The following is a 21,201-nucleotide window of genomic DNA, read 5'->3' as shown; positions in this document are numbered from 1 at the left end:
GCCATGAAGACGCAGCAGACGGCTGAAGGGGTGGCCCGCCCGGCGGGCCGCCCGCGCAGCGAGAAGGCGGATCGGTCGATCATCGAGGCCACTCTCGAACTGCTCGGTGAGGGCATCGGGGTTTCGGAGCTGTCCATCGAGTCGATCGCCGGCCGCGCCGGTGTCGGGAAGACCACGATCTATCGCCGGTGGTCCAACAAGGAGGACCTGGTGGTGGACGCCCTGGCGACGCTCAAGCCGCCGATCCCGCTGCCGCAGGGCGGAACCGTGCGGGACGACCTGGTGACCTATCTCCGGGTGATCCAGGAGGAGTCCCGCCACCACCGCACCCGCTGCATCATGAACATCGCCATGAGCGACTCCGAGCGGCATCCCCGGCTGGCGGAGCGGTTCCGCGAGCTGGCCGTGGAGCCGCGCAGGGCGGTCGTGGCGGCCGTCCTGCGCCGAGGCATGGAGACCGGCGAACTGCGCGCGGACCTCGACGTCGACATGGCGCTGGCGCTGCTCAGCGGGGCCATGATCTGGTCCACGAAGTGGTCTCACTCCGGCGACCACCAGGCCGACCTGCCCGAGCGGATCGTCGACGAGGCGCTCAAGGGCTTCCGGCCCCGGCCCTCCACTCCCGAGCCGTAACCGGGCCCCTCACCCCGTCGGCGGATGTCGCCGGCGACGCCCTGACGTGACGCCGTGACCGGTGCCGGACGCCTGCCCGGCACCGGTCACGGTGTTCGCGGCCGGGTCACGGCGTTCGCGGCCGGGTCACGGTGTTCGCGGTCGGGTCACGGTGTTCGCGGCCCGGGCCCGGCTCGCGGACACCTCCCTAGAGCCGCTCGCGCCAGCGGGTCGTGATGGGCAGGCGGCGGTCGCGGCCGAAGTTCTTCGGCGTGATCTTGGGACCCGGCGGGTACTGGCGGCGCTTGTACTCCGCGAGGTCCACCAGGCGGATGATCTTCGTGACCAGCTCGGGGTCGTGGCCGGCGGCGACCAGCTCGTCCCGGCCCATGTCCCGCTCGACGTAGTCGCGCAGCAGCCGGTCGAGCACGTCGTACGGCGGGAGGGAGTCGGTGTCGCGCTGGTCGGGCCGCAGCTCCGCGCTCGGCTCCTTGGTGATGGAGTTCTCCGGGATCGGGGGCTGCCCGGGCTGGGCGTTGCGCCACTCCGCGAGCTTCCAGACCACGCTCTTGAGGACGTCCTTGATGGGGGCGAACCCGCCCGCCGAGTCGCCGTACAACGTGGAGTAGCCGGTCGCCAGCTCGCTCTTGTTGCCGGTGGTCAGCACCAGGTGCCCGTGCTCGTTCGACAGGCTCATCAGCAGCATGCCGCGCACGCGGGCCTGCAGGTTCTCGGCCGCCAGGCCGTGCAGCTCGATCTCCTTCTCGAACGCCGAGACGATGTCGGCGATCGGGACGACCTGCGCGTTGACCCCCTGGCGGCGCACCAGCTCCTCCGCGTCGGTGATCGAGTGGTCCGAGGAGTAGCGCGAGGGCATGAGCACCACATGGACCCGCTCGGGCCCGACGGCGTCGGCGGCGATCGTGGCGACGAGGGCGGAGTCGATGCCGCCGGACAGACCGAGGATGACCGACCGGAAGCCGTTCTTGCGCACGTAGTCGCGCACGCCGAGCACGAGCGCCTGGTAGATCTCCGCCAGGTCGTCCAGCCGCTCGGCGACGACCGGCGTCTCCGGCTCGTACGGCTCGACGGGCGCGGCGGACAGCAGCACCCGCTCGACCGTGATGACCGTGCCGTCGTGCGCGTCGTGGCGGGACTCGCCGAGCTCGCCCGTGCCCTCCGGGAGCTCCAGGTCGGTGACGAACAGGTCCTCCTCGAACTGCGGCGCGCGGGCGACCAGTTCCCCGGAGGCGTCCACGACGAGAGAGTCGCCGTCGAAGACCAGCTCGTCCTGGCCGCCGACCATGTTCACGTACGCCAGCGCGCAGCCCGCCTCGCGGGCCCGCCGCGCGCACAGCTCCAGCCGCACGTCGTCCTTGTTCGTCTCGTACGGCGAGCCGTTGGGGACGACGAGCAGCCCGGCGCCGGCCTCGGCGACCACGGAGACGGGACCGCCGTCCTGCCACAGGTCCTCGCACACGGCCACGGCGACGTCCACGCCGTGCAGGCGGAAGATCGGCAGGCGGTCGCCGCGCACGAAGTAGCGGTACTCGTCGAACACCCCGTAGTTCGGCAGGTGGTGCTTGGCCGACTTCGTCACCACCCGGCCCTCGTGCAGCAGGGCGACCGCGTCGAGCGGGGCGCCCTTGGGCTGGCCGACGCGCGGGGCGAGGTCGGCGCGGTCGAGGTAGCCCACCACCACGGGGATGTCCCCGAGGCCCTCGCCGGCGAGGCGCGCGGCCGCCTTCGACAGCGCCGTGATCGACGCCTCCACGAACGAGGACCGGAGCACCAGGTCCTCGGCCGGGTAGCCGGTCAGGAACATCTCGGGGAACACCACGAGGTGCGCGCCGCGGCCGGCGGCCCTGCGGGTCCACTCGACGAGCATGTCGGCGTTGCCGGCGATGTCACCGACGACCGGATTGGTCTGGGCGAGAGCGATACGCAGTTGAGCCACGGTCCCACCCTAAGGTGTCCGATTATTTGTCGTCAAAGCGACGATAAGGCTCAGTCGCCCGGTGACCCGGGGCTGACCAGCCCTCTTTCGTACGCCAGGACCACGAGCTGGGCGCGGTCGACCAGGCCCAGGCCGCGCAGCAGCGCCGTGACCTCGTCGGCGACCTCCTGTTCCGGCACGGCCAGCGTCATCGCGATCTGCCGGTTGGTGAAGCCCCGGGCGACGAGCTTGATCAGGTCGATGTCGGAGTCGGACAGGCCCTCCGGGGCCGCCGGGTCCCGCCGCCCGGCGAAGGCCGCGATGAGATGCGTGGTGACCGCCGGGTCGAGCAGCGCGTCACCCGCGACGGCGGCGCGGATCGCCGCGATGAGCTGCTCGGGGGCGGAGGTCTTCAGCACGAAGCCGCTCACGCCGGCCCGCAGCGCCGCGTAGAGGTTCTCGTCGGTGCCGAACGTGGTCATCATGATCACCTTCGGCGGCGCCTCCGCCGCGAGGATCCGCCGGGCCGCCGCCAGCCCGTCCAGCCGCGGCATCTGGATGTCCATGAGCACCACGTCGGGCCGTGCCGACTGGACGAGCGAGATCGCCTGCTCGCCGTTCTCCGCCTCCCCGACGAGGTCGAGCCCCGGCTCGCTGTCGAGGATGACCTTGAGACCGGTGCGCACCAGGGCCTGGTCGTCGGCGATCACCACGCGCAGCGCCCCCGGGCCGGCGGACAGCCCTTCGGGCGCGGCCGGGCCGGACGGCGCGGGCGCGGAGCCCCCCACGACCTGTCCGCCGGCGGCCGGGGCCGGGGCGTCCAGATGCCCGGCCTGGACGAGGATGTCCTGCTCCAGCCGCTGCAGGGTGGGGCCGAGGTCGAGCCCGAGCTCGTCGCGCAGCGCCTCCCTGGCGCGCCGCAGCGCGCCGAGCGCGTCGCCCTGCCGTCCCGCGCGGTAGAGCGCGAGCGCGAGAAGCCGCCAGGCCTCCTCCCGCAACGGGTACGCCGAGGCGTGCGCCTCCAGGTCGGGGATCATCGGGCCGGTGCGGCCCAGCCGCAGCGCGGCGTCCGCGCGGCGCTCCACGGCGAGCAGGCGAAGCTCGTCCAGCCGTGTGGCCTCGGTCTGCGCCCACATGAGCTCCTGGAACCCGGCCAGCGCCGGCCCGCGCCACAGGGAGAGGGCCGTCTCCATCCGCTCCAGCGTCGCGGCAGGGCCGTCGTGGTCGCTCTTGACCAGGTGCTCGAAGCGCCAGGAGTCCACGTCCTCGACCTTCGCCCGCAGCGCGTAACCGGGCGGGGCGGACACCAGGACGCCCGCCTCCTCGCGCGGCGCGCGGTGGGGTTCGAGGGCCCGCCGCAGGCGGGAGACGTACCCCTGGATCGTGGACAGCGCCTGGGCGGGCGGCCCGCCCGGCCACAGCTCGTCGATCAGCACGCTCACCGGTACGGCGCGCCCTCCGGCCACGAGCAACCGGGCGAGCACGGCCTGCTGCCGCTGCCCGCCGAGGTCGAGCGTCTCGCCATCGGCAATCGCCTCGAACGGCCCAAGAGCACGAAAAGTCACCATCGCACGGTAAGCGTAAGGGCACTGACCGCCCCGGGCGTGCCGGCCGCCTCTCGGTTGGGTCACGAGGCGGGCGGCCGGGTCATGACCGCCGGTCGCGGACCCGGCGCCGGTCGCGGCTCGCGGCGCCCGCAGGCCGGTTCGCGACGCGTCCCCGGGCGGTTCGTCACACGTCCGCGGGCGGGTTCGTGACGCGCGCCCGGGCTGGGGCGCCACGCGCTCGCGGGCCGGTTCGCGACGCGTCCGCGGCCTCGCCGGGGAGGGGCCGCCCGCGATGGTCCTGCGGTTGTCAGGCGGCGAGGGGGAACCGGGCCTCGACGACGGTGCCGCCGGTCTCCGGCGCGGTGACCACGCAGCTTCCGCCCAGCTCGGCCGCGCGCTCGCGCATCGAGGACATGCCCACTCCCGCGCGCAGCCGGGCGGGCGGGCCGATGCCGTCGTCGGCGACCCGCACCCGCAGCTCGCCGCCGTCCCCGGCCGGGGCGCGGGTGACGCCCACTTTGACCCGGGTGGCCCGGGCATGACGGCGCACGTTGTTCAGCGCCTCCTGCACGATGCGGTAGACCGCGACCTCCACGGCGGCCGGGAGCCCGGTGAGATCGCCCTCCACCCGCACCGAGACGTCCTCGACGCCGTCCGTCCCCGCGGGCAGGGTCTCCTCCGCCAGTGCCCGTACGGCTCCCGCCAGCCCCAGGTCGTCGAGGGCCGGGGGCCGCAGGCCGTACACGAGCTCGCGGATGTCGCCGGCCACCGCGTCCATGCCGCTCCGCAGGTCCCGCAGCAGGTCGTCGGCCGTGGCCGGGGACTTGGCCAGGTTGACCCTGGCCATGTTGATCGTCATCGCCATCGCCCCGAGCGTCTGGCCGAGCCCGTCGTGCAGGTCGCGGCGCAGCCGCCGGCGCTCCTCCTCGCGGGCGGCGAGGATGCGCTCGCGCGAGCGCTGGAGGTCGGCGGCCATCCGTACGGCGTGGGCGACATCGGCCACGTAGGGCAGCAGCGTGCCGAGCACCCGCTCGTCGTGGGCGGCGGCGAACCGCCGGGCACCCGGCGGGCCGAGGAGCAGCCGGCCCACCGGCTCGCCGTGCCAGACCAGCGGCACCTCGCGCGGCGTCGGCCCCACATGGCCGCTCTCCACGTAGCGGGGCCTGCCGTCGGCGATCTCGACGGCGACCCCCTCCACGGCCAGGCCCTCGCGCACGACCGTCACCACCGACGCCAGCGCGTCGGCGGGGTCGGCCCGCCGCACCTCCTGCGTCAGTCGTTCGGCGAGCAGCGCGGGATCGCCCACCCTGCCGTACAGCGCGCGGTCGGCCACGCGCAGCAGAGCGCGGCGCAGCGGCTGGAAGAACCCGCCCGCGAACAGCGCCGCCGCGAGCCCGGCCACCTGGTGGTATCCGGAGACGACCAGGCTGGAGACCGCCCCCGCGCCGAAGTAGACGGCACTGACCACGACCAGGAGCCCGGCGGTGACGAAGGTCCGGCTGATCACCGTGTCGATGCCGTACAGCCGGTAGCGCAGCGCCGCGAAGAGGATCGCGAACGGGATGAGCGCCGTCCACAGCGTCGCGGGCACCCACCACGACTCGCCCATCAGGTACAGCGCGACATACCCCGCGAAGGCGGTGAGGGGCCACGCGATCTGCCGCCGCGTCACGGGATCGGCGCGCCGCAGCCGCAGCACGAGCGAGGCGAACGCCGCGACCACACAAGTCCGGACCGTGTAGTCGAGCACCGTCCACGCCGTCGTGTAGTAGGGGACGAGGGCCCTGACCTCCAGCGGATTGTGGATCACCTCGGGCCAGGCGTACGCCGCGCGGGCGGGGTCGGGCCGCAGCAGGGCCAGGACGACCTCGGTGACCGTGGCGGCGGCGCCCAGCACGACCACCCAGAGCCAGCGGCGCGAGGGGAGCCGTCCGTTGGGCGAGCAGAGCGGGAGCAGGATCGCCAGCATGAGCCCCGCCACCGCCCAGCACACGATGGCGATCACGCGGCCCGCGTTGGCCGCTCCCATCTCGCCCTGCCATGCCCAGTGGAAGGAGAGCGCGGTGAAGGCGACGTTTCCCGAGCCGAGCAGCCCGCCCGCGCAGATCAGCCACGCGAGGCTGAGCCGGGGCCGCTGGGACACCAGGAACGCTCCCGTGACGGGGAACGTGAGCGCGACGCCGAAGTCCGGCGTGAGCGGGGGCTTCGGCTGCCACTGCGCGGGGAGGCCGGCCTGGACCAGCACTCCCAGGAGGGTCAGGAGCAGCGCCGCGGCCGCCATCGCCCAGGCCACCGCCCGCGCGGGAAAGGCTGGGGGGTTCTCGTCCATCCTGAGATGGATTATGTCCCGTCCCGATCCCCCCTGCCAGCAATCCCCACCCACCCCACCCCTCTCCCGTGATCTTGCAGTTTGTCGCAGATGAGCGGCCTACCTGCGTCTTTTCCTTGCGTGATCTTGCACGTATTCTTGTGTGCCGTCTCTGACCTCGGAGAACACTATTCGTGATCTTGCAAGTGCAAGATCACGAACTAAGAGGGCGCATGTCGGCTGGGCTTTGTGCGAGAAATTGCATGATCACCGACGATAAACGCGCACGTCAGCGGTTTCTGTGCGACAAACTGCAAGATCACGGCAGTGGTGGGGCGGAGCGGCGGCGGACGGCGCGGCCGATGAGGAGCTGGCCCGCGGCCGCGAGCAGGCCGAGGCCGCCGAACAGGGGCCACACCAGGCCGGGGGCGGCGGCCAGCAGCCGGGTGCCCACCAGGGGCGCGAGCAGGGCTCCGGCCGACCAGGACAGGCCGTACAGGCCCGAGTAGCGTCCCCGCAGGTGGGGCGGTGCGAGCGCCGCGACGATCGCCCCCGGGATCCCGGCCGTGAGCACCTCGCCGAGCGTCCAGACGGCCACGGTCGTCGCGTGCCCCGCGGCCGACGACACAAGAGAGGTCAGCGCGAACCCGAGCCCCACGAGCGCGAACCCCGCCGCGAGCACCCTGGACGGGTCGAACCTGGCCAGCCACGCGTTGGTGAGCGGCTGGACGAGCACGATCAGCAGGCCGTTGACGGCCATCGCCATGCCGTACGCGCTCGTGGACAGCCCCTGCCCGGTCATGGCGAGGGGCAGCGTGCTGTACCCCTGAAGGTAGACCAGCGCGTACGCCAGGTTGCCCAGCACGAAGACCAGCATGAGCCGGTCGCGCAGCACGTCGGCGAACCCGCCGGGCTCGGCGTCCTCGCGGGCCGGGCGGGTCTCCGGGATCGCCCGCCAGACGAGCAGGCCGAAGATCAGGCAGGTGACGGCGTCCACCCAGAACAGCACCGTGAAGCCCGAACGGGCGAGCCAGCCCCCGGCCACCATTGCGACCGAGAAACCGAGGTTGATGGCCCAGAACAGCAGCCCGAACGCCCGGGGGCGGTCCTCCGGCGGCACCAGGTCGGCGACGATCGCCTGCGAGGCCGGGCGATAGGCGTCCACCACGATGCCCAGCACGAGCATGCCCACGACGAGCCCCGGCACGCTGGTGGTGTAGCCGAGCGCGACCATGGTGACGGCGGTGGCGACCATGCCGCCCGTCAGCGTGACCCGGCGCCCGAGGCGGTCGGCCAGCCATCCGGCGATCGGCTGCGACAGCAGGGACCCCACGCCGAACATGGTCATGACGAGTCCCGCGGTGGCGAGGGAGACGCCGCGCGCCTGGGTCAGGTAGATGCCGATGAACGGCTCCACCATCGTGCCGAGCCGGTTGACGAACGATCCGCCGAACAGCACCCAGAACGGCCGGGGCAGGCCGCCGACCTTCGACTGGATGAAGCCGGTCCTGCTGATCACAGTGGTCACGGGTGTCCACCCTTGGACACCGGGGGCGGGCCGTGCCAATCTTTTAGCCCTGGCTTAAACATCGGGGGGAGCGGGCCGTGCCGGTGGAGTGGCGTTTCACGCCCGACGACGTGGCGCGGCTGCGTTTCGCGTTCTCCCCGATGTGGGAGCTGGTGGCGAGCCTCCGGGTGCTGCGCGCCCCGGGCCGTCACTCGCTGCACCTGCCGTGGCTGCGGGCCGTACGGCCGCGCCTGCGCGAGGTGGATCTGACCGACCTGTTCGCGCTGGTCCCGGTGAGCGGCTACATGCCCGACTTCCTCACTCCGCCGCCCGACACGCCGTTGCCGGATTTCGCCGCCGAACTGGAGCGGGTGCGCGGCACGCCGCCCGGCACGGCGTACGAGGAGGCGGCCTGGGTGGAGACGCCCGATCCCGCGGCGCTGCGGCGGTTCACCGACGACCCGGCGCGGGGCGTGCGGCGGGCGGCCGACCGGCTGATGGAGTACTGGACGGTCGCGTTCGAGGAGTTCTGGCCCGGGATCCGCGCGCTGCTCGAGGCCGACGTCATGGGGCGGGCCCGCACCCTGGCGGCAGGGGGAGTGCGGGAGCTGTTCGCCGACCTGCACCCGGCCGTCGCCTGGCACGGCGACCGGCTCGTCACGGCCAAGAGTTGCGCCTACGACGGCGACCTCGGCGGGCACGGCCTCGTCCTCGTGCCGAGCGCCTTCGGCTGGCCGGACGTCTCGGTGATGTACGAGCCGTACCGGCCGATGCTGTGCTACCCGGCGCGGGGCGTCGGGACGCTGTGGTCGGACGGCACGCCCTGCACCCCGGAGGCGCTGGCCGCGCTCATCGGCCGCACCCGGGCGCAGGTGCTCGCCGCGCTGGCCGAGCCCGGCTCGACCACCGGGCTCGCCCGGCGGCTCGGCCTCACGCCGGGCGCGGTCAGCCAGCACCTCGCCGTGCTGGCCGACGCGGGCCTGGTGGTGCGGCGGCGGCTCGGCCGCGAGGTGCTCTACCGGCGGACCCCGGTCGGCGAGTCGCTGGCCGCGGTCTGCTGATCACCTCAGGTCCGGCAGGGCGGGTACGGCGGGCAGCCGGGCCGTGACCGTCGTCCCGCGGCCGGGTTCCGAGGTGACGGCGCAGGTGCCGCCCAGCTCGGCCGCCCGCTCGGTCATCGAGCTCATCCCCACGCCCGACCTGCGGCCCGGCGGGAGCCCCACGCCGTCGTCGGCCACGGTCACCCGCAGCTCGCCGTTCCGGTGCAGGACCACCCGCACGCGGCGGGCCCGCGCGTGCTTGCGCACGTTCGTCAGGGCCTCCTGGACGATCCGGTAGGCCGCCACCTCCACGGCGGCGGGCAGCCCCGTCATGTCGCCGGTCACCTCGACCTCGGCCACCGACTCCTCGCCGGCCGCCAGCCCGGGACGCGCCTCCTCCGCCAGGGCCCGCACGGCTCCCGCCAGCCCGAGGTCGTCGAGGGCGGGGGGACGCAGGCCGTACACGAGCTGGCGGACGTCGGCGGTGACGCCGTTCATGCCCTCCCGCAGGTCCCGGAGCAGGGCGTCGGCCGTGTCCGGGGACCGTTCCAGGGTGTGGCGCGCCATGTTGATCGCCATCGCCATCGAGGCCAGCGTCTGCCCGAGCCCGTCGTGCAGGTCGCGGCGCAGCCGCCGCCGCTCCTCCTCCCGCGCCGTCAGGATGCGCTCGCGGGAGCGCTGCAGCGCGGTGGTGAGCGACACCGTGTGGGCGGCGTCGGCGACGTACGGCGCGAGCACCGCGATCACACGCTCGTCGTGGGCGGCGGGGAAGCGGCGCCCGCCCGGCGGTCCGATCAGCAGGCGGCCGACCGGCTCGCCGTGCCAGACCAGGGGCATCTCCCGTGCGGCCGGCCCGGGCCGGCCGCACGTCGTGACGTTCCCGTCGACCTCCACCGTGATGCCCGTGACCGACAGGCCCTCGCGCAGCACCTCCAGGGCGGCCAGCAGGGCGTGCGCGGGGTCGGCGTGCTGCAGCCGCCGCCGCAGCCCGGCGGCGAGCGCGAGCGGGTCGCCGCCCGTGCCGTACAGCGCGCGGTCGACGAGGCGCTGCAGCACGTTGCGGATGGGGTGGAAGAACGCCCCGGCGAACAGGGCCGCGGCCAGGCCGGCGAACCGGTCGACGCCGGACAGGATCAGGCTGGAGCCCGCCCCGACGAGCACGTAGACGGCGGCCACGACGCCGACCAGGCCCGCGCCGACCAGGGTCCTGCTGATCAGCGTGTCGATGCCGTAGAGCCGGTAGCGCAGCACGGCGACCGCGATCGCGGCCGGCACCAGGGGGAGGGTGAGCGAGGCCGTCCACCAGACCGGAGGGCCGATCACCCAGGGGACCACCACCCCGGCGATGGCCACGAGCGGCCACAGGATCTGGCGGCGCTCGATCCCGTCCGCCCGGTTGAAGCGGACGACGAGCGAGGAGAACGCCAGCGCCATGCCCACCGCGACGACCGTGTGCAGCACCTGCCGGGTGCCCTGGTAGTACGGCGCGAAAGCCGCCACCTCCAGCGCGTTGTACCCGGTGCGCACGCTCGACGGGGCGATCAGCGAGCACAGCCAGTCGAGGGCGAGGGCGGTGGCGGTCACGCCCCCCGGCACGCACCACCGCTTGGACAGGATGCGCCCGGTGGGATACAGCAGCGGCAGCAGCACCCCGAGCGCGTACGTCGTGAGGTTCCACACGCCGTCGGCGAAGACCCAGAGCGGGTGGACCAGGGGATGGCCGCCGTCCTGGACGAGCAGGGCCGCCAGGTTGGCGGCGAGGATGTTGGCGGCCGAGCCCAGACCGCCCAGGCACAGCAGCCAGCCGAGCAGCAGCCGGGGCCGCGAGATCACCAGCAGCGCGCCGAAGATCGGGAACGTGGTGCCCGCGATGTCCTCGGGCGCGAACGGCAGCGGGGTGGAGGGGGAGTCCGGCAACTGTGCGGTCACCCAGATGTCGGCCAGTTCCAGGCAGATCGCCACGCCGGCGATCGCCACCGCGACGGTGGGCCCGAGCGTCCGCACCCGGCCCGGCCAGTCGAGCGCGCGCAGCCGCCGCAGCCGGTCGACGGCGCGCGGGTGCGCGACGCCGCCCTCGGCGCCCGCCTCCGGCCCCCGGCCGGGCGCGACGCCGCCCTCCGCGCCCGCCTCCGGCCCCCGGCCGGGCGCGACGCCGCCCTCCGCGCCCGCCTCCGGCCCCCGGCCGGGCGCGACGCCGTCCCGGGGGCGGGTCACGGCGCGGGGGGACCCGGGCGCCGCCTCCTCCGATGGGCCGCGCCGGGGTTCCGCGGTGTCGAGCAGCGGTCGTGCCACGGACGGGGGCTCCTTCGGGTTCTGCACCGGCATGGGGGGACGGTAAGGCGCGCAAGTCGACGCCCGATCAACGCCGGATCAACAGCAACGACGCCCCGGCCGCGGGTTTGGTTCGGTGTGATCTTAGTCACGTCGCTCCCGTGCCCGCCGCCGGCGTGGCGACGGCGCGGCACGTCCCCCGCCGTGGTGATCCGCAGGACGGCCGGCTCACACCTCCTCGTAACCCCTGTGAAACACTCACAAGGCAGACTGGTAGGCGACCAGACCTGTAACTCCGTGAGGTACGCCTTGGACCGCCAGCAGGAATTCGTCCTCCGCACGCTCGAAGAGCGAGACATCCGGTTCATCCGGCTGTGGTTCACCGACGTGCTCGGCTTCCTGAAGTCGGTGGCCATAGCGCCGGCCGAGCTGGAGGGCGCCTTCGCCGAGGGCATCGGCTTCGACGGCTCGGCGATCGAGGGCTTCTCGCGGGTCTACGAGTCGGACATGCTGGCCAAGCCCGACCCGTCGACGTTCCAGATACTGCCGTGGCGCAGCGAGTCGCCGGGCGCCGCCCGCATGTTCTGCGACATCCTGATGCCGGACGGCTCGCCGTCGCACGCCGACCCGCGCTTCGTGCTCAAGCGGACGCTCGCCAAGGCGGCCGACATGGGCTTCACGTTCTACACCCACCCCGAGGTGGAGTTCTTCCTGCTGCGCAACCGGCCGGAGAAGGGCGAGCGGCCCGAGCCGATCGACGAGGGCGGCTACTTCGACCACACCCCGCACAGCGCGGGCCACGACTTCCGCCGCAACGCGATCATGATGCTGGAGTCGATGGGCATCTCGGTGGAGTACAGCCACCACGAGGGCGCGCCGGGTCAGCAGGAGATCGACCTGCGCTACGCGGACGCGCTGACCACGGCCGACAACATCATGACGTTCCGCCTCGTGATGAAGGAGGTGGCGCTGGAGCAGGGCGTGTGGGCCTCGTTCATGCCCAAGCCGTTCACCGACTTCCCCGGGTCCGGCATGCACACGCACATGTCGCTGTTCGAGGGCGACCGCAACGCCTTCTACGAGCCCGGCGCCGACTACCAGCTCTCCAAGATCGGCCGGTCGTTCATCGGCGGCCTGCTCAGGCACGCCGCGGAGATCACCGCGGTCTGCAACCAGTGGGTCAACTCCTACAAGCGGCTGTGGGGCGGCGCGGAGGCCATCGCCGGCGCCGGCGGCGAGGCCCCCGCGTACATCTGCTGGGGGCACAACAACCGCTCCGCGCTCGTGCGCGTGCCCATGTACAAGCCGCACAAGGGCGGTTCCACCCGCATCGAGTTCCGGTCGGTCGACTCCTCCTGCAACCCGTACCTCGCCTTCGCCGTCATCCTGGCCGCCGGGCTCAAGGGCATCGAGGAGGGGTACGAGATGCCGCCGGGCGCCGAGGACGACGTGTGGGCGCTGACCAGCGCGGAGCGGCGGGCGCTCGGCATCCAGCCGCTGCCCCAGTCGCTGGACGAGGCGATCACGGCGATGGAGCGCAGCGAGCTGGTCGCCGAGACGCTGGGCGAGCACGTCTTCGACTACTTCCTGCGCAACAAGCGCGCGGAGTGGCAGGATTACCGCCGCCAGGTGACCGAGTACGAGCTCGGCCGCTACCTGCCCGTGCTGTGACGCCCGTGCGGTGACGGAGGTCATCCGTCACCGCGGCGTTACAGACTGCAAATCTTCCTGACACTCGCCCTTGTTTAGCTGGTCCCTGCACCGGAACAGTAAAATCGGCTCACTTGTTACGACTGTTACGGTGAGCCGTATCAAGGCGTGACTCAGGGAGGACGTGGCCATATGACGGCGGCTGCGGGGCTGCAGACCGTTCTGACCGTACCGAAGCGTTTCCGGGGACCGGAGGGCACCGCCAACGGCGGATGGATCGCGGGCACCCTCGCCGGCACGCTGACCGGGGGCGGTCACGACTGTCCGGTGGAGGTCACCCTCCGCAGACCGGTCCCGCTGGAGACCGCCCTGGCGGTCGAACACGTCGGCAACGCCGTCGTCCTCAGCGCGGGCGACAGCCATCTCGTCGAGGCGATCCCCGTCGCCGAGACGCTGACGCCGCCGCCGTTCGTGCGGTTCACCGACGCGGCCCGCGCGGAGGCGGGTTTCCCGGGCAGGAACGGCCACGCCATCGCGGGCTGCTTCGCCTGCGGGCTGCGCGAGCCGGGTGACGGGCTGCGGATCTTCCCCGGCCCCGTGCAGGACCCGGTCGAGGGCGCGGTGGAGGACCCGGCGGCGGGCGCCGAGCTCGTGGCCGCCGGCTGGCGGGTGCCGTTCAACGTGACCGACGAGCAGGGCGTGGTGCCCGACTCGATCGTCTGGGCGGCGCTGGACTGCGCCACCGGATGGGCCCACTACCGCAGCTTCCCGGACCGCGAGCCGATCCAGCCGCCGCTGCTCGGGCGGCTGACCGGGCAGGTCTTCCGCCGGGTCTACCCGATGGGCAGGTATTCGGTCGTGGCCCGGGCCGAGGGCCGCGACGGCCGCAAGCTGTTCGGCACGAGCGCGGTCTACGAGGTGGACGGCACGCTCGTCGCCGCCGCCAGGGCCACCTGGATCCTGCCCCGCCAGTGATCCGACACCAGTGATCCCGCCCGGTGATTTCGCCCAGTGAATTCGCCCGGTGACTTCGCCACGGGCGGCCGCGGGTGACCCGTGACCGCCCGGCGGTTCTCATCCGGTGAGGCGGGCGGCCACCACCGCGGCGCAGCGGGGGTCGAACAGGATCGTGTAGTGGTTGCAGTCCGGCACGACCTCGTCGCGCAGGCCGGGCAGTTCCGCCGCCCACCGCGCAGTGAGGTCGTCCGGGAGCATCCCGACGTCCTGGTTGAGCAGGCCTCGCGGCGCGCGGAGCAGGAGCGGAGCCGGTTCCACGGCCTTCAGGGCCGCCATGATCGCCTCGTGCTCGGTGAGCAGCCAGCGGCCGTCCTGCCGTACGGCGTCCTCGCGGGCGCGTGAGCGGACGGCTCCGTCCGGCCCGGTGGCGTCGTAGCGGACGTACTCCTCGACGAGCGGGGACCAGTCCCGGGCGAGCGCGGGATGGGCGCGGAAGAAGCCGAGGTAGGCCTCCACGCTCGGATAGGTCTGGGAGAGCCGGGCGATGGCCGGGCCGAGCGTCGCCTCCAGCACCTCGTCGGGGTCGGCGCCGTCCGGCAGCGGCAGCGGCAGGCCGCCGTCCACGAGCACCACCCGGGCGTAGCGCCGCCGCGCGCCGTGCAGGGCCGCGACGTAGGCGCCCATCGAGTGGCCGGTGAGCACGCTCGTGCCGTCCGCGCCGACGTGCTCCGCCACCCGTTCCAGGTCCTCGGCGTGCCGGTCCAGGCCGTACGGGCCGGGCAGGCCGGCGCTGTGGCCGCGCCCGCGCAGGTCCACGGCGACCAGCGACCAGCCGGGCGGCAGCGCCTCGGCCACACCCCGCCACGCCATGAGGGAGGCGGTGATGCCGTGCGCCGCGATGATCACGCGGGGACCGCCGCCGAACCGGGCGATCCGCAGCCGTCCGCCGGGGACGGCGACCTCGTCGATGTTCATGGGGGGACTGTACGGTACGACCCTCTCAGGTATCGCCTGTCCCGATATGCGTCTTTAAGCTCTGCCCCATGGGTGAACGTCTGATCGTCATCGAGCACGAGGCCGACGCCGGCCTGGGCTTCTTCGCCGGCTGGCTGGAGGCCGCGGGTGTCGAGGCGGAGGTCGTCCGGCCGTACAAGGGGGAGCCGGTGCCCGGCCGTGCCCCCGCCGGGCTGCTGGTCCTCGGCGGCTCCGCGGCGGCGTGGGACGACGAGGGGTACGGCTGGCTCCCGGCCACCAGGGACCTGCTCGCGCGCGCCGTGGACGAGGGCGTGCCGACGCTCGGCGTCTGCCTCGGCGCCCAGCTCATGACGATGGCCTGCGGCGGCACGGTCGAGCGCGGCGCGGCGGGCCTGGAGATCGGGCTGGGGGAGATCGAGCCGCTGCCCGCGGCCGCCGCCGACCCGCTGCTGTCCGCGCTGCCCGGGCTGTCCGTACTGTCCGGGCTGTCCGGGCTTCCCGGTGGCCGGGTCAGGGCCGTCCAGTACCACTACGACGCCATGACGTCCCTGCCCGCGGGCGCGGTACGGCTGGCCGCCGGCACGATGTACGCCAACCAGGCGTACCGGCTCGGCGACCGCGCCTGGGCCGTGCAGTTCCACCCCGAGGCCACGCCCGCGATCTTCGCCTCCTGGACCGCCGGCGGCGCGCTGCCGCCGGAGCGGGCCGCGGAGCTGAACGCGCGGGTCGAGTCGGCCGAGGACGAGCTGAGACGCACGTGGAGGCCGCTGGCCGAGGCGTTCGCGGCCCTGGTCGCCCGGTCCTGACCTCCCTGGGCCGACGGCGCGCCGGTGCGCGGGTGCGCGGCCAAAACGCGTGATGGGATGATTACGCAGAGAAACCGCTAAGGACGCGCACAACCCTGAGGGTTAGCGTGTGCGCCTGAGCCCGGCACGCGCCGGGCCGGACGGTCAAGATCGGCTCCCCGGAGGGGACCGATCTCTGCGAGGAGGCTTCCATCCCATGTGTACCGTTACTGGGAGGGTTTGTCTCGGGGGGCCGACGTGATCGACGTCGGGGTGGAGGAAGGAACGGTGAACGCCGCGCCTCGGATACAGACGACGGCAGGGCGCCTGGCGGCGCTCGGATTCGCCGACGGCGCGCGGGCCGAGAGGCTGCTCGACGAGCTCGGTCCCGAGGCGGTCGGCGACTTCGCGCTGCTCGACGACCTCGTCCGGGCCGCCGACCCGGACCTGGCGCTCACCACGCTGAGCCGGCTGGTCGAGCGGGACCCGAGCGTGCTCGGGGCGTTCCGCGCGGACCCGGACCTGCGCCGCAGGCTGCTCGGCGTGTTCGGGCTCAGCGCGGCGCTCGGCGAGCACGTCGTACGGCACCCCGAGTGCCTGGCCTCGACGGGGTGGACCCGGTGGCCCGCGACCGGCGAGCTGCGTGAGGAGATGCTGCTCGCGGTCGGCGCGGACCCGGACGACGCCGAGCCGGTGGCCGCGGACGCGACCGGGGGGACCACGGCCACCGAGCCGGGCCCGGCGATGGACGCGCTGCGCGTCGCCTACCGCGGCCGCCTGCTGCACCTGGCCACGCGGGACGTGACCGGCGAGTGCACGCTCGCCGAGGTCGCCGCCGCGCTGGCCGACCTGGCTTCGGCCGCGCTGGAGGCCGCACTCGCGATCGCCAGGGCCGAGGTGGCCGACGCGGGCGACGTACGGCTGGCCGTGATCGGCATGGGCAAGTGCGGCGCCCGCGAACTGAACTACATCTCCGACGTCGACGTCGTCTTCGTGGCCGAGCCCAAGGAGGGCGTGGACGAGACCAAGGCGCTGCAGACCGCCACGCGCCTGGCGCAGGGCATGATGCGGGCCTGCTCGGCGAGCACCCCCGAGGGCGCGCTGTGGGAGGTGGACGCCAACCTGCGCCCCGAGGGCAAGATGGGCCCGCTCGTGCGCAGCATGGAGAGCCACCTGGCCTACTACCGGCGGTGGGCCAAGACCTGGGAGTTCCAGGCGCTGCTCAAGGCACGACCGGTCGCCGGCGACCTGGAGCTCGGCCAGCAGTACGTGGCCGCGGTCAACGAGCTGGTGTGGCAGGCCGCGGCCCGGCCCAAGTTCGTCGAGGACGTGCAGTCCATGCGGCGCCGCGTGGAGGCGCACGTGCCCGCGGGCGAGGCCGACCGGCAGATCAAGCTCGGGCCGGGCGGCCTGCGGGACATCGAGTTCGCCGTCCAGCTCCTGCAGCTCGTGCACGGCCGGTCCGACCCGCTGCTGCGCCGCCGGGCCACGCTGTCGGCCCTCGCCGCGCTCTCCAGAGGCGGCTACGTCGGCCGCGACGACGCAAAGTCGCTCGCCGAGGCCTACACCTTCCTGCGCCAGGTCGAGCACATGCTCCAGCTCCACCGGCTGCGCCGCACCCACGTGGTGCCGTCGGACACCGCCGACCTGCGGCGGCTCGGCAGGGGGCTGGGCATGACCACCGACCCGGTGGGGGAGTTCACCACCACCTGGCGGCGGCACGCGCTGGAGGTGCGGCGGCTCCACGAGAAGCTGTTCTACCGGCCGCTGCTGCAGGCCGTCGCCCGGCTGCCGGAGACCGAGGCCCGCCTGTCCACGGCCGCGGCCACCGCGCGGCTGGAGGCCCTCGGATACGCCGACCCCGAGGGCGCGCTGCGCCACATCGCCGCGCTCACCAGCGGCGTCTCCCGCCGCGCGGCCATCCAGCGGACGCTGCTGCCGGTCATGCTCGGCTGGTTCGCCGACGCCCCCGACCCCGACGCCGGCCTGCTCGGCTTCCGCCAGGTGAGCGACAAGCTCGGCACCACGCCCTGGTATCTGCGCCTGCTGCGCGACGAGACCGCCGTGGCCGAGCGGCTCGCCCACCTGCTCGGCACCAGCCGCTACGTCACCGGGCTGCTGCTGCACGCGCCCGAGGCCGTCGCGATGCTGGGCTCTCCCGCCGAGCTGGCCGTACGGCCCGCCGCGACGCTCGCCGCGGAGGCCGCCGCCGCGGTGGGCCGCCACGCGGGGAGCGCCGAGACCGCCGTCGCCGCCGTCCGGGCCCTGCGCCGCAGGGAACTGCTCCGCACGGCCTGCGCCGACCTGTCCGGGCTGATCGACATCGAGGCGGTCGGCCAGGCGCTCTCGTCCCTCAACGACGTCACGATCCAGGCGGCGCTGGAGACGGCGATCAACAAGGTCACGCTGGAGCGGCGGGCCGCGTTCCCGACCCGGATCGCGGTGATCGCGATGGGCCGCCTCGGCGGCCTGGAGAGCTCCTACGCCAGCGACGCCGACGTCATGTTCGTGCACGCGCCGCTGCCGGGGGTGGCCGAGCGGGACGCGACCGACGCCGCGCACGCGGTCGCCGAGGAGACGCGCAGGCTGCTCGCGCTGCCGGCCCCGGATCCGCCGCTGCAGATCGACGCGAGCCTGCGGCCGGAGGGGCGGCAGGGGCCGCTCGTGCGGACGATCGCCTCCTACCGGGCCTACTACGACCGCTGGGCCTCGCACTGGGAGGCCCAGGCGCTGCTGCGGGCCCGGTTCTGCGCGGGCGACGCCGAGCTCGGCCGCGAGTTCGTCGCGCTCGTCGAGCCGCTGCGCTACCCGGCCGAGGGCATCTCCGCCGACGCCGTACGCGAGATCCGCAAGCTCAAGGCCCGGATGGAGGCCGAGCGGCTGCCGCGCGGGGCCGACCCGGCCCTGCACACCAAGCTCGGCAGGGGCGGGCTGAGCGACGTGGAGTGGGTGGCCCAGCTGATCCAGCTGCGGCACGCGGGAGCCGTACCGGCGCTGCGCACCACGCGCACCCTGGACGCGCTGCGCGCGGCGGCGGGAGAGGGCCTGCTCGACCCGGCCGACGAGGCGGTGCTGGCGGAGGCGTGGCTGTTCGCCTCGCGCATCCGCGACGCCCTCATGCTGGTGCGCGGCCGGGCGGCCGACAGCATCCCCACCCCGGTGAAGGAGCGCGTGCTGCTCGCGCGGGCCCTCGGCTATCCGCCGGAGGGCACCGAGGACTTCATCGAGGACTACCGGCGCGCCACCCGGCGGGCCAGGACCGTGGTCGAGCGCGTCTTCTACGAGGATTGAGCGCGGGGGAGTGGGCCGGTCAGAGCTTGCGGCCCACGACCCCGTACGCGCCGTGCACGTGGTCGGCAGGGAGAGGGACGTCGTCCGGGGCCGGACGCCACTCGCCGAGCGCGGCCAGGCCGGGTTCCACGAGCTCGAAGCCCTCGAAGAACCGGCTGATCTCGGCGCCGGTCCGCAGGACGAGCGGTACGGACCCGGCGTTGTACGCCTCGGCGAAGGCCGTCAGGCTCTCGGGGGCGAAGTCGCCGGTGACGTGGGAGACGGCGAGGTAGCTGCCGGGCACGAGCGCGTCGGTGTAGCGCTTGACGACGCCGAACGGGTCGTCCTCGTCCTTGATGTACATCAGCGTGCCCACGATCACCAGGCCGATCGGCCGGCCGAAGTCGAGCGTCGCCAGCGTGTCCGGATGCTCCAGGATGGCGTCCGGATCGCGCAGATCGGCCTCGACGTAGGCGGTCCTGCCCTCCGGCGCGCTGCGCAGCAGCGCGCGGGCGTGGACCATCACGATGGGATCGTTGTCGACGTAGACGACCCTGGCCGCCGGATTCACGGCCTGGGCGACCTCGTGGGTGTTGCCCCGGGTCGGGATGCCGGTGCCGATGTCCAGAAACTGGGTGATGCCCTCCTCCGCGAGGAACCGTACGGCCCGGCCGAGGAAAGCGCGGTTGTCCCGGACTCCCTGGACGACCCCGGGGGAAGCGGACTTGACCGCTTCCGCGACCTCGCGGTCGGCCGCGAAGTTGTCCTTGCCGCCCAGCCAGTAGTCGTACACCCGGGCGGGATGGGGCACCGAGGTGTTGAGCCTCGTGGGAGGGGACGTCTCGTCGGCCATTGCCGTACTCCAAAGGGACGTGGTTTTATCTGATCTTATCCATTTGTCCAATCGCGCCCGGGCCGTTTGATCAAGATTGAGGGTCGCGGAAAGCATTGCCCTTGCAGGGGGCACGCTGTATCAACGGTACGGGTGATCTCTTTGATCTCGTATTACGCCGATCTGGCCATCGGGCTGGTCCTGGCCTTCCTGCTGCTGTCGCTTCTCGTCAGCGGCGTCAACGAGGGCATCGTCAGGCTGCTCGGTATCCGCAGCAAGTTCCTGTGGGCGTACCTGCGCGACACCCTCGACGGCGCGGAGACGTCGGACGGGACCTCCCGGCTCGACCGCGTCCTCGACGTGCTGAAGAGGTTCGGGCGCGGGGCGAGGCCGCGGCCGACGCAGGCGGTCACGCCGGAGGAGGGCCGCTCGCGCCTGCCCGCCAGTGTCATGGGGGTGTTCGCGCGGCTGCCGTTCGGCCGGGACCCGCGGCCCGCCTTCAGCCGCCAGCCGCCGCCCGTGGAGAGCCCGCCGCTCGCCGCCGCCGCGGGCTCCGTGGCCGCCGAGCAGATGGCGGCGGACCCGGTCCCCTCGGACGCGCGGGTCGACCCCGCGCATCCGGCGGAGCAGGCCGATCCCGTGGAGGCGGCCGTCCTCGCCGCGGACGTGTCGGCCGTGCTTCCGCCCGGCCAGGGCAAGTCGATGGCCGAGCTGCTCCACGAGCGCCTGCAGGAGATCGACCACGCCAAGCGCGGGCGGACGAGCATCGCCGACATCCCGCCCGCGCGCTTCGCCGTCGCCGTCCTGGAGATCGCCACCGAGCACGGCGGCGTGGAGACCCTCATGCGGGACCTCGACGCGCTCAAGAGCCCCTTCTCCCGGCCGCTCAAGGCCGTGTGGGACAGGGCCAGTCACGACCTGGAGGCGTTCCGGCGGGGCGTGGAGGACTGGTTCGACGGCGAGATGGAGCGGCTCAGCCTGCTCTACCGCCGCTACGTCCGCTGGGTCCTCGTCGCGCTCGGCCTCGTCGTGACGCTGGTGTTCAGCATGGACTCCCTGGAGTACGGCAAGAGCCTGCTGCGTGACAACGCCTACCGCAGCGCGGTGACCGCGTTCGGCCAGTCCGGCACGCAGGCGCTGGAGCCCCTGCGCGAGCAGTGCGAGCCGGGCCGGGACCCCTACGCGTGCGTCACCGACGTGCTGAGCACTCCGGCGTTCGTGCAGATCTTCACGCACGCCCCGGTGAGCGTCACGATGGACGCCTCCGGTGGCCCGGCCTGGGCCTGGCGCGGCGGGGACTGGTGGGGCCGGCTCACGTCGCCGGGCCACTGGCCGGGATTCCTCATCACCCTGGTGGCCCTGCTGTTCGGCGCGCCGTTCTGGTGGGACATCCTGCGCCGCGTGAGCGGCCTTCGCGCGCGGACCTCCGGCTCGACCCCCTCCTGACGGGCGGCGGCGGGAACCCGGTCCGTCTGCCATGGATACGCGGCTCCGGTGCCGCCGCGGTCAGC

At 73.5% G+C, this 21,201-nt stretch carries 14 protein-coding genes; 7 read left to right on the top strand and 7 right to left on the bottom strand.

The annotated features are described in order from the left end of the window. Positions 1-3 precede the first annotated feature (3 nt). A complete protein-coding gene (locus tag AAH991_RS11665; RefSeq protein ID WP_346225784.1) occupies positions 4-633 on the top strand; it encodes a TetR/AcrR family transcriptional regulator in 630 nt (209 codons plus the stop codon). 187 nt (positions 634-820) lie between these two features. Here the strand turns inward: AAH991_RS11665 and AAH991_RS11660 are convergent, their stop codons facing one another. The 4 genes from AAH991_RS11660 to AAH991_RS11645 all read right to left on the bottom strand — a co-directional run bounded on the left by AAH991_RS11660 (position 821) and on the right by AAH991_RS11645 (position 7,931). Then, complete coding sequence (locus tag AAH991_RS11660) at positions 821-2,569, bottom strand: NAD+ synthase (RefSeq protein WP_346225783.1); 1,749 nt, start codon at positions 2,567-2,569, stop codon at positions 821-823. 50 nt (positions 2,570-2,619) lie between these two features. Further along, positions 2,620-4,116 carry a BTAD domain-containing putative transcriptional regulator gene (locus AAH991_RS11655; RefSeq protein ID WP_346225782.1) on the bottom strand — a complete coding sequence of 499 codons (1,497 nt, stop codon included), beginning with the start codon at positions 4,114-4,116 and terminating at the stop codon, positions 2,620-2,622. A 286-nt stretch (positions 4,117-4,402) separates the two neighbouring features. Continuing rightward, entirely contained in the window at positions 4,403-6,424 is a 2,022-nt protein-coding gene (locus AAH991_RS11650) for a sensor histidine kinase (protein ID WP_346225781.1), read from the bottom strand. A gap of 298 nt (positions 6,425-6,722) precedes the next feature. Further along, on the bottom strand, positions 6,723-7,931 hold the full coding sequence (locus AAH991_RS11645) for an MDR family MFS transporter (protein WP_346225780.1): 1,209 nt from the start codon (positions 7,929-7,931) through the stop codon (positions 6,723-6,725). Between the two features lie 77 nt (positions 7,932-8,008). Here AAH991_RS11645 and AAH991_RS11640 point away from each other — a divergent pair, with 77 nt between their 5' ends. Further along, positions 8,009-8,971: an ArsR/SmtB family transcription factor gene (locus AAH991_RS11640; RefSeq protein ID WP_346225779.1), complete on the top strand. Its 963-nt coding sequence runs from the start codon at positions 8,009-8,011 to the stop codon at positions 8,969-8,971. Here AAH991_RS11640 and AAH991_RS11635 read toward each other — a convergent pair whose 3' ends face one another. After that, positions 8,972-11,275, bottom strand: a complete 2,304-nt coding sequence (locus tag AAH991_RS11635) for a sensor histidine kinase (protein ID WP_346225778.1) — start codon at positions 11,273-11,275, stop codon at positions 8,972-8,974. Between the two features lie 255 nt (positions 11,276-11,530). Between AAH991_RS11635 and glnA2 the strand changes: the two genes are divergently transcribed. Both glnA2 and AAH991_RS11625 read left to right on the top strand, forming a co-directional pair. Continuing rightward, positions 11,531-12,892: a gamma-glutamylpolyamine synthetase GlnA2 gene (glnA2, locus tag AAH991_RS11630; RefSeq protein ID WP_346225872.1), complete on the top strand. Its 1,362-nt coding sequence runs from the start codon at positions 11,531-11,533 to the stop codon at positions 12,890-12,892. A gap of 171 nt (positions 12,893-13,063) precedes the next feature. Then, a complete protein-coding gene (locus AAH991_RS11625; protein WP_346225777.1) occupies positions 13,064-13,846 on the top strand; it encodes a hypothetical protein in 783 nt (260 codons plus the stop codon). Positions 13,847-13,945: 99 nt separating this feature from the next. Here the strand turns inward: AAH991_RS11625 and AAH991_RS11620 are convergent, their stop codons facing one another. Then, on the bottom strand, positions 13,946-14,803 hold the full coding sequence (locus AAH991_RS11620; protein WP_346225776.1) for an alpha/beta hydrolase: 858 nt from the start codon (positions 14,801-14,803) through the stop codon (positions 13,946-13,948). 68 nt (positions 14,804-14,871) lie between these two features. On the opposite strand from AAH991_RS11620, the gene AAH991_RS11615 reads away from it, so the two are divergent. Further along, positions 14,872-15,609, top strand: coding sequence for a type 1 glutamine amidotransferase (locus AAH991_RS11615; RefSeq protein ID WP_346225775.1), 738 nt, complete (start codon positions 14,872-14,874; stop codon positions 15,607-15,609). Between the two features lie 267 nt (positions 15,610-15,876). Beyond that, complete coding sequence (locus AAH991_RS11610; RefSeq protein ID WP_346225774.1) at positions 15,877-18,879, top strand: bifunctional [glutamine synthetase] adenylyltransferase/[glutamine synthetase]-adenylyl-L-tyrosine phosphorylase; 3,003 nt, start codon at positions 15,877-15,879, stop codon at positions 18,877-18,879. Positions 18,880-18,898: 19 nt separating this feature from the next. Here AAH991_RS11610 and AAH991_RS11605 read toward each other — a convergent pair whose 3' ends face one another. After that, positions 18,899-19,711 carry an SAM-dependent methyltransferase gene (locus AAH991_RS11605; RefSeq protein ID WP_346225773.1) on the bottom strand — a complete coding sequence of 271 codons (813 nt, stop codon included), beginning with the start codon at positions 19,709-19,711 and terminating at the stop codon, positions 18,899-18,901. A 132-nt stretch (positions 19,712-19,843) separates the two neighbouring features. Between AAH991_RS11605 and AAH991_RS11600 the strand changes: the two genes are divergently transcribed. Then, complete coding sequence (locus AAH991_RS11600; protein ID WP_346225772.1) at positions 19,844-21,136, top strand: hypothetical protein; 1,293 nt, start codon at positions 19,844-19,846, stop codon at positions 21,134-21,136. The last annotated feature ends 65 nt before the right edge of the window (positions 21,137-21,201 follow it).

Origin of the sequence: Microbispora sp. ZYX-F-249 (genome assembly GCF_039649665.1) — a bacterium.
Taxonomy (GTDB): domain Bacteria; phylum Actinomycetota; class Actinomycetes; order Streptosporangiales; family Streptosporangiaceae; genus Microbispora; species Microbispora maris.
Note: the sequence above shows the minus strand (reverse complement) of the source record. Positions and strands in the feature narration are given on the sequence as shown.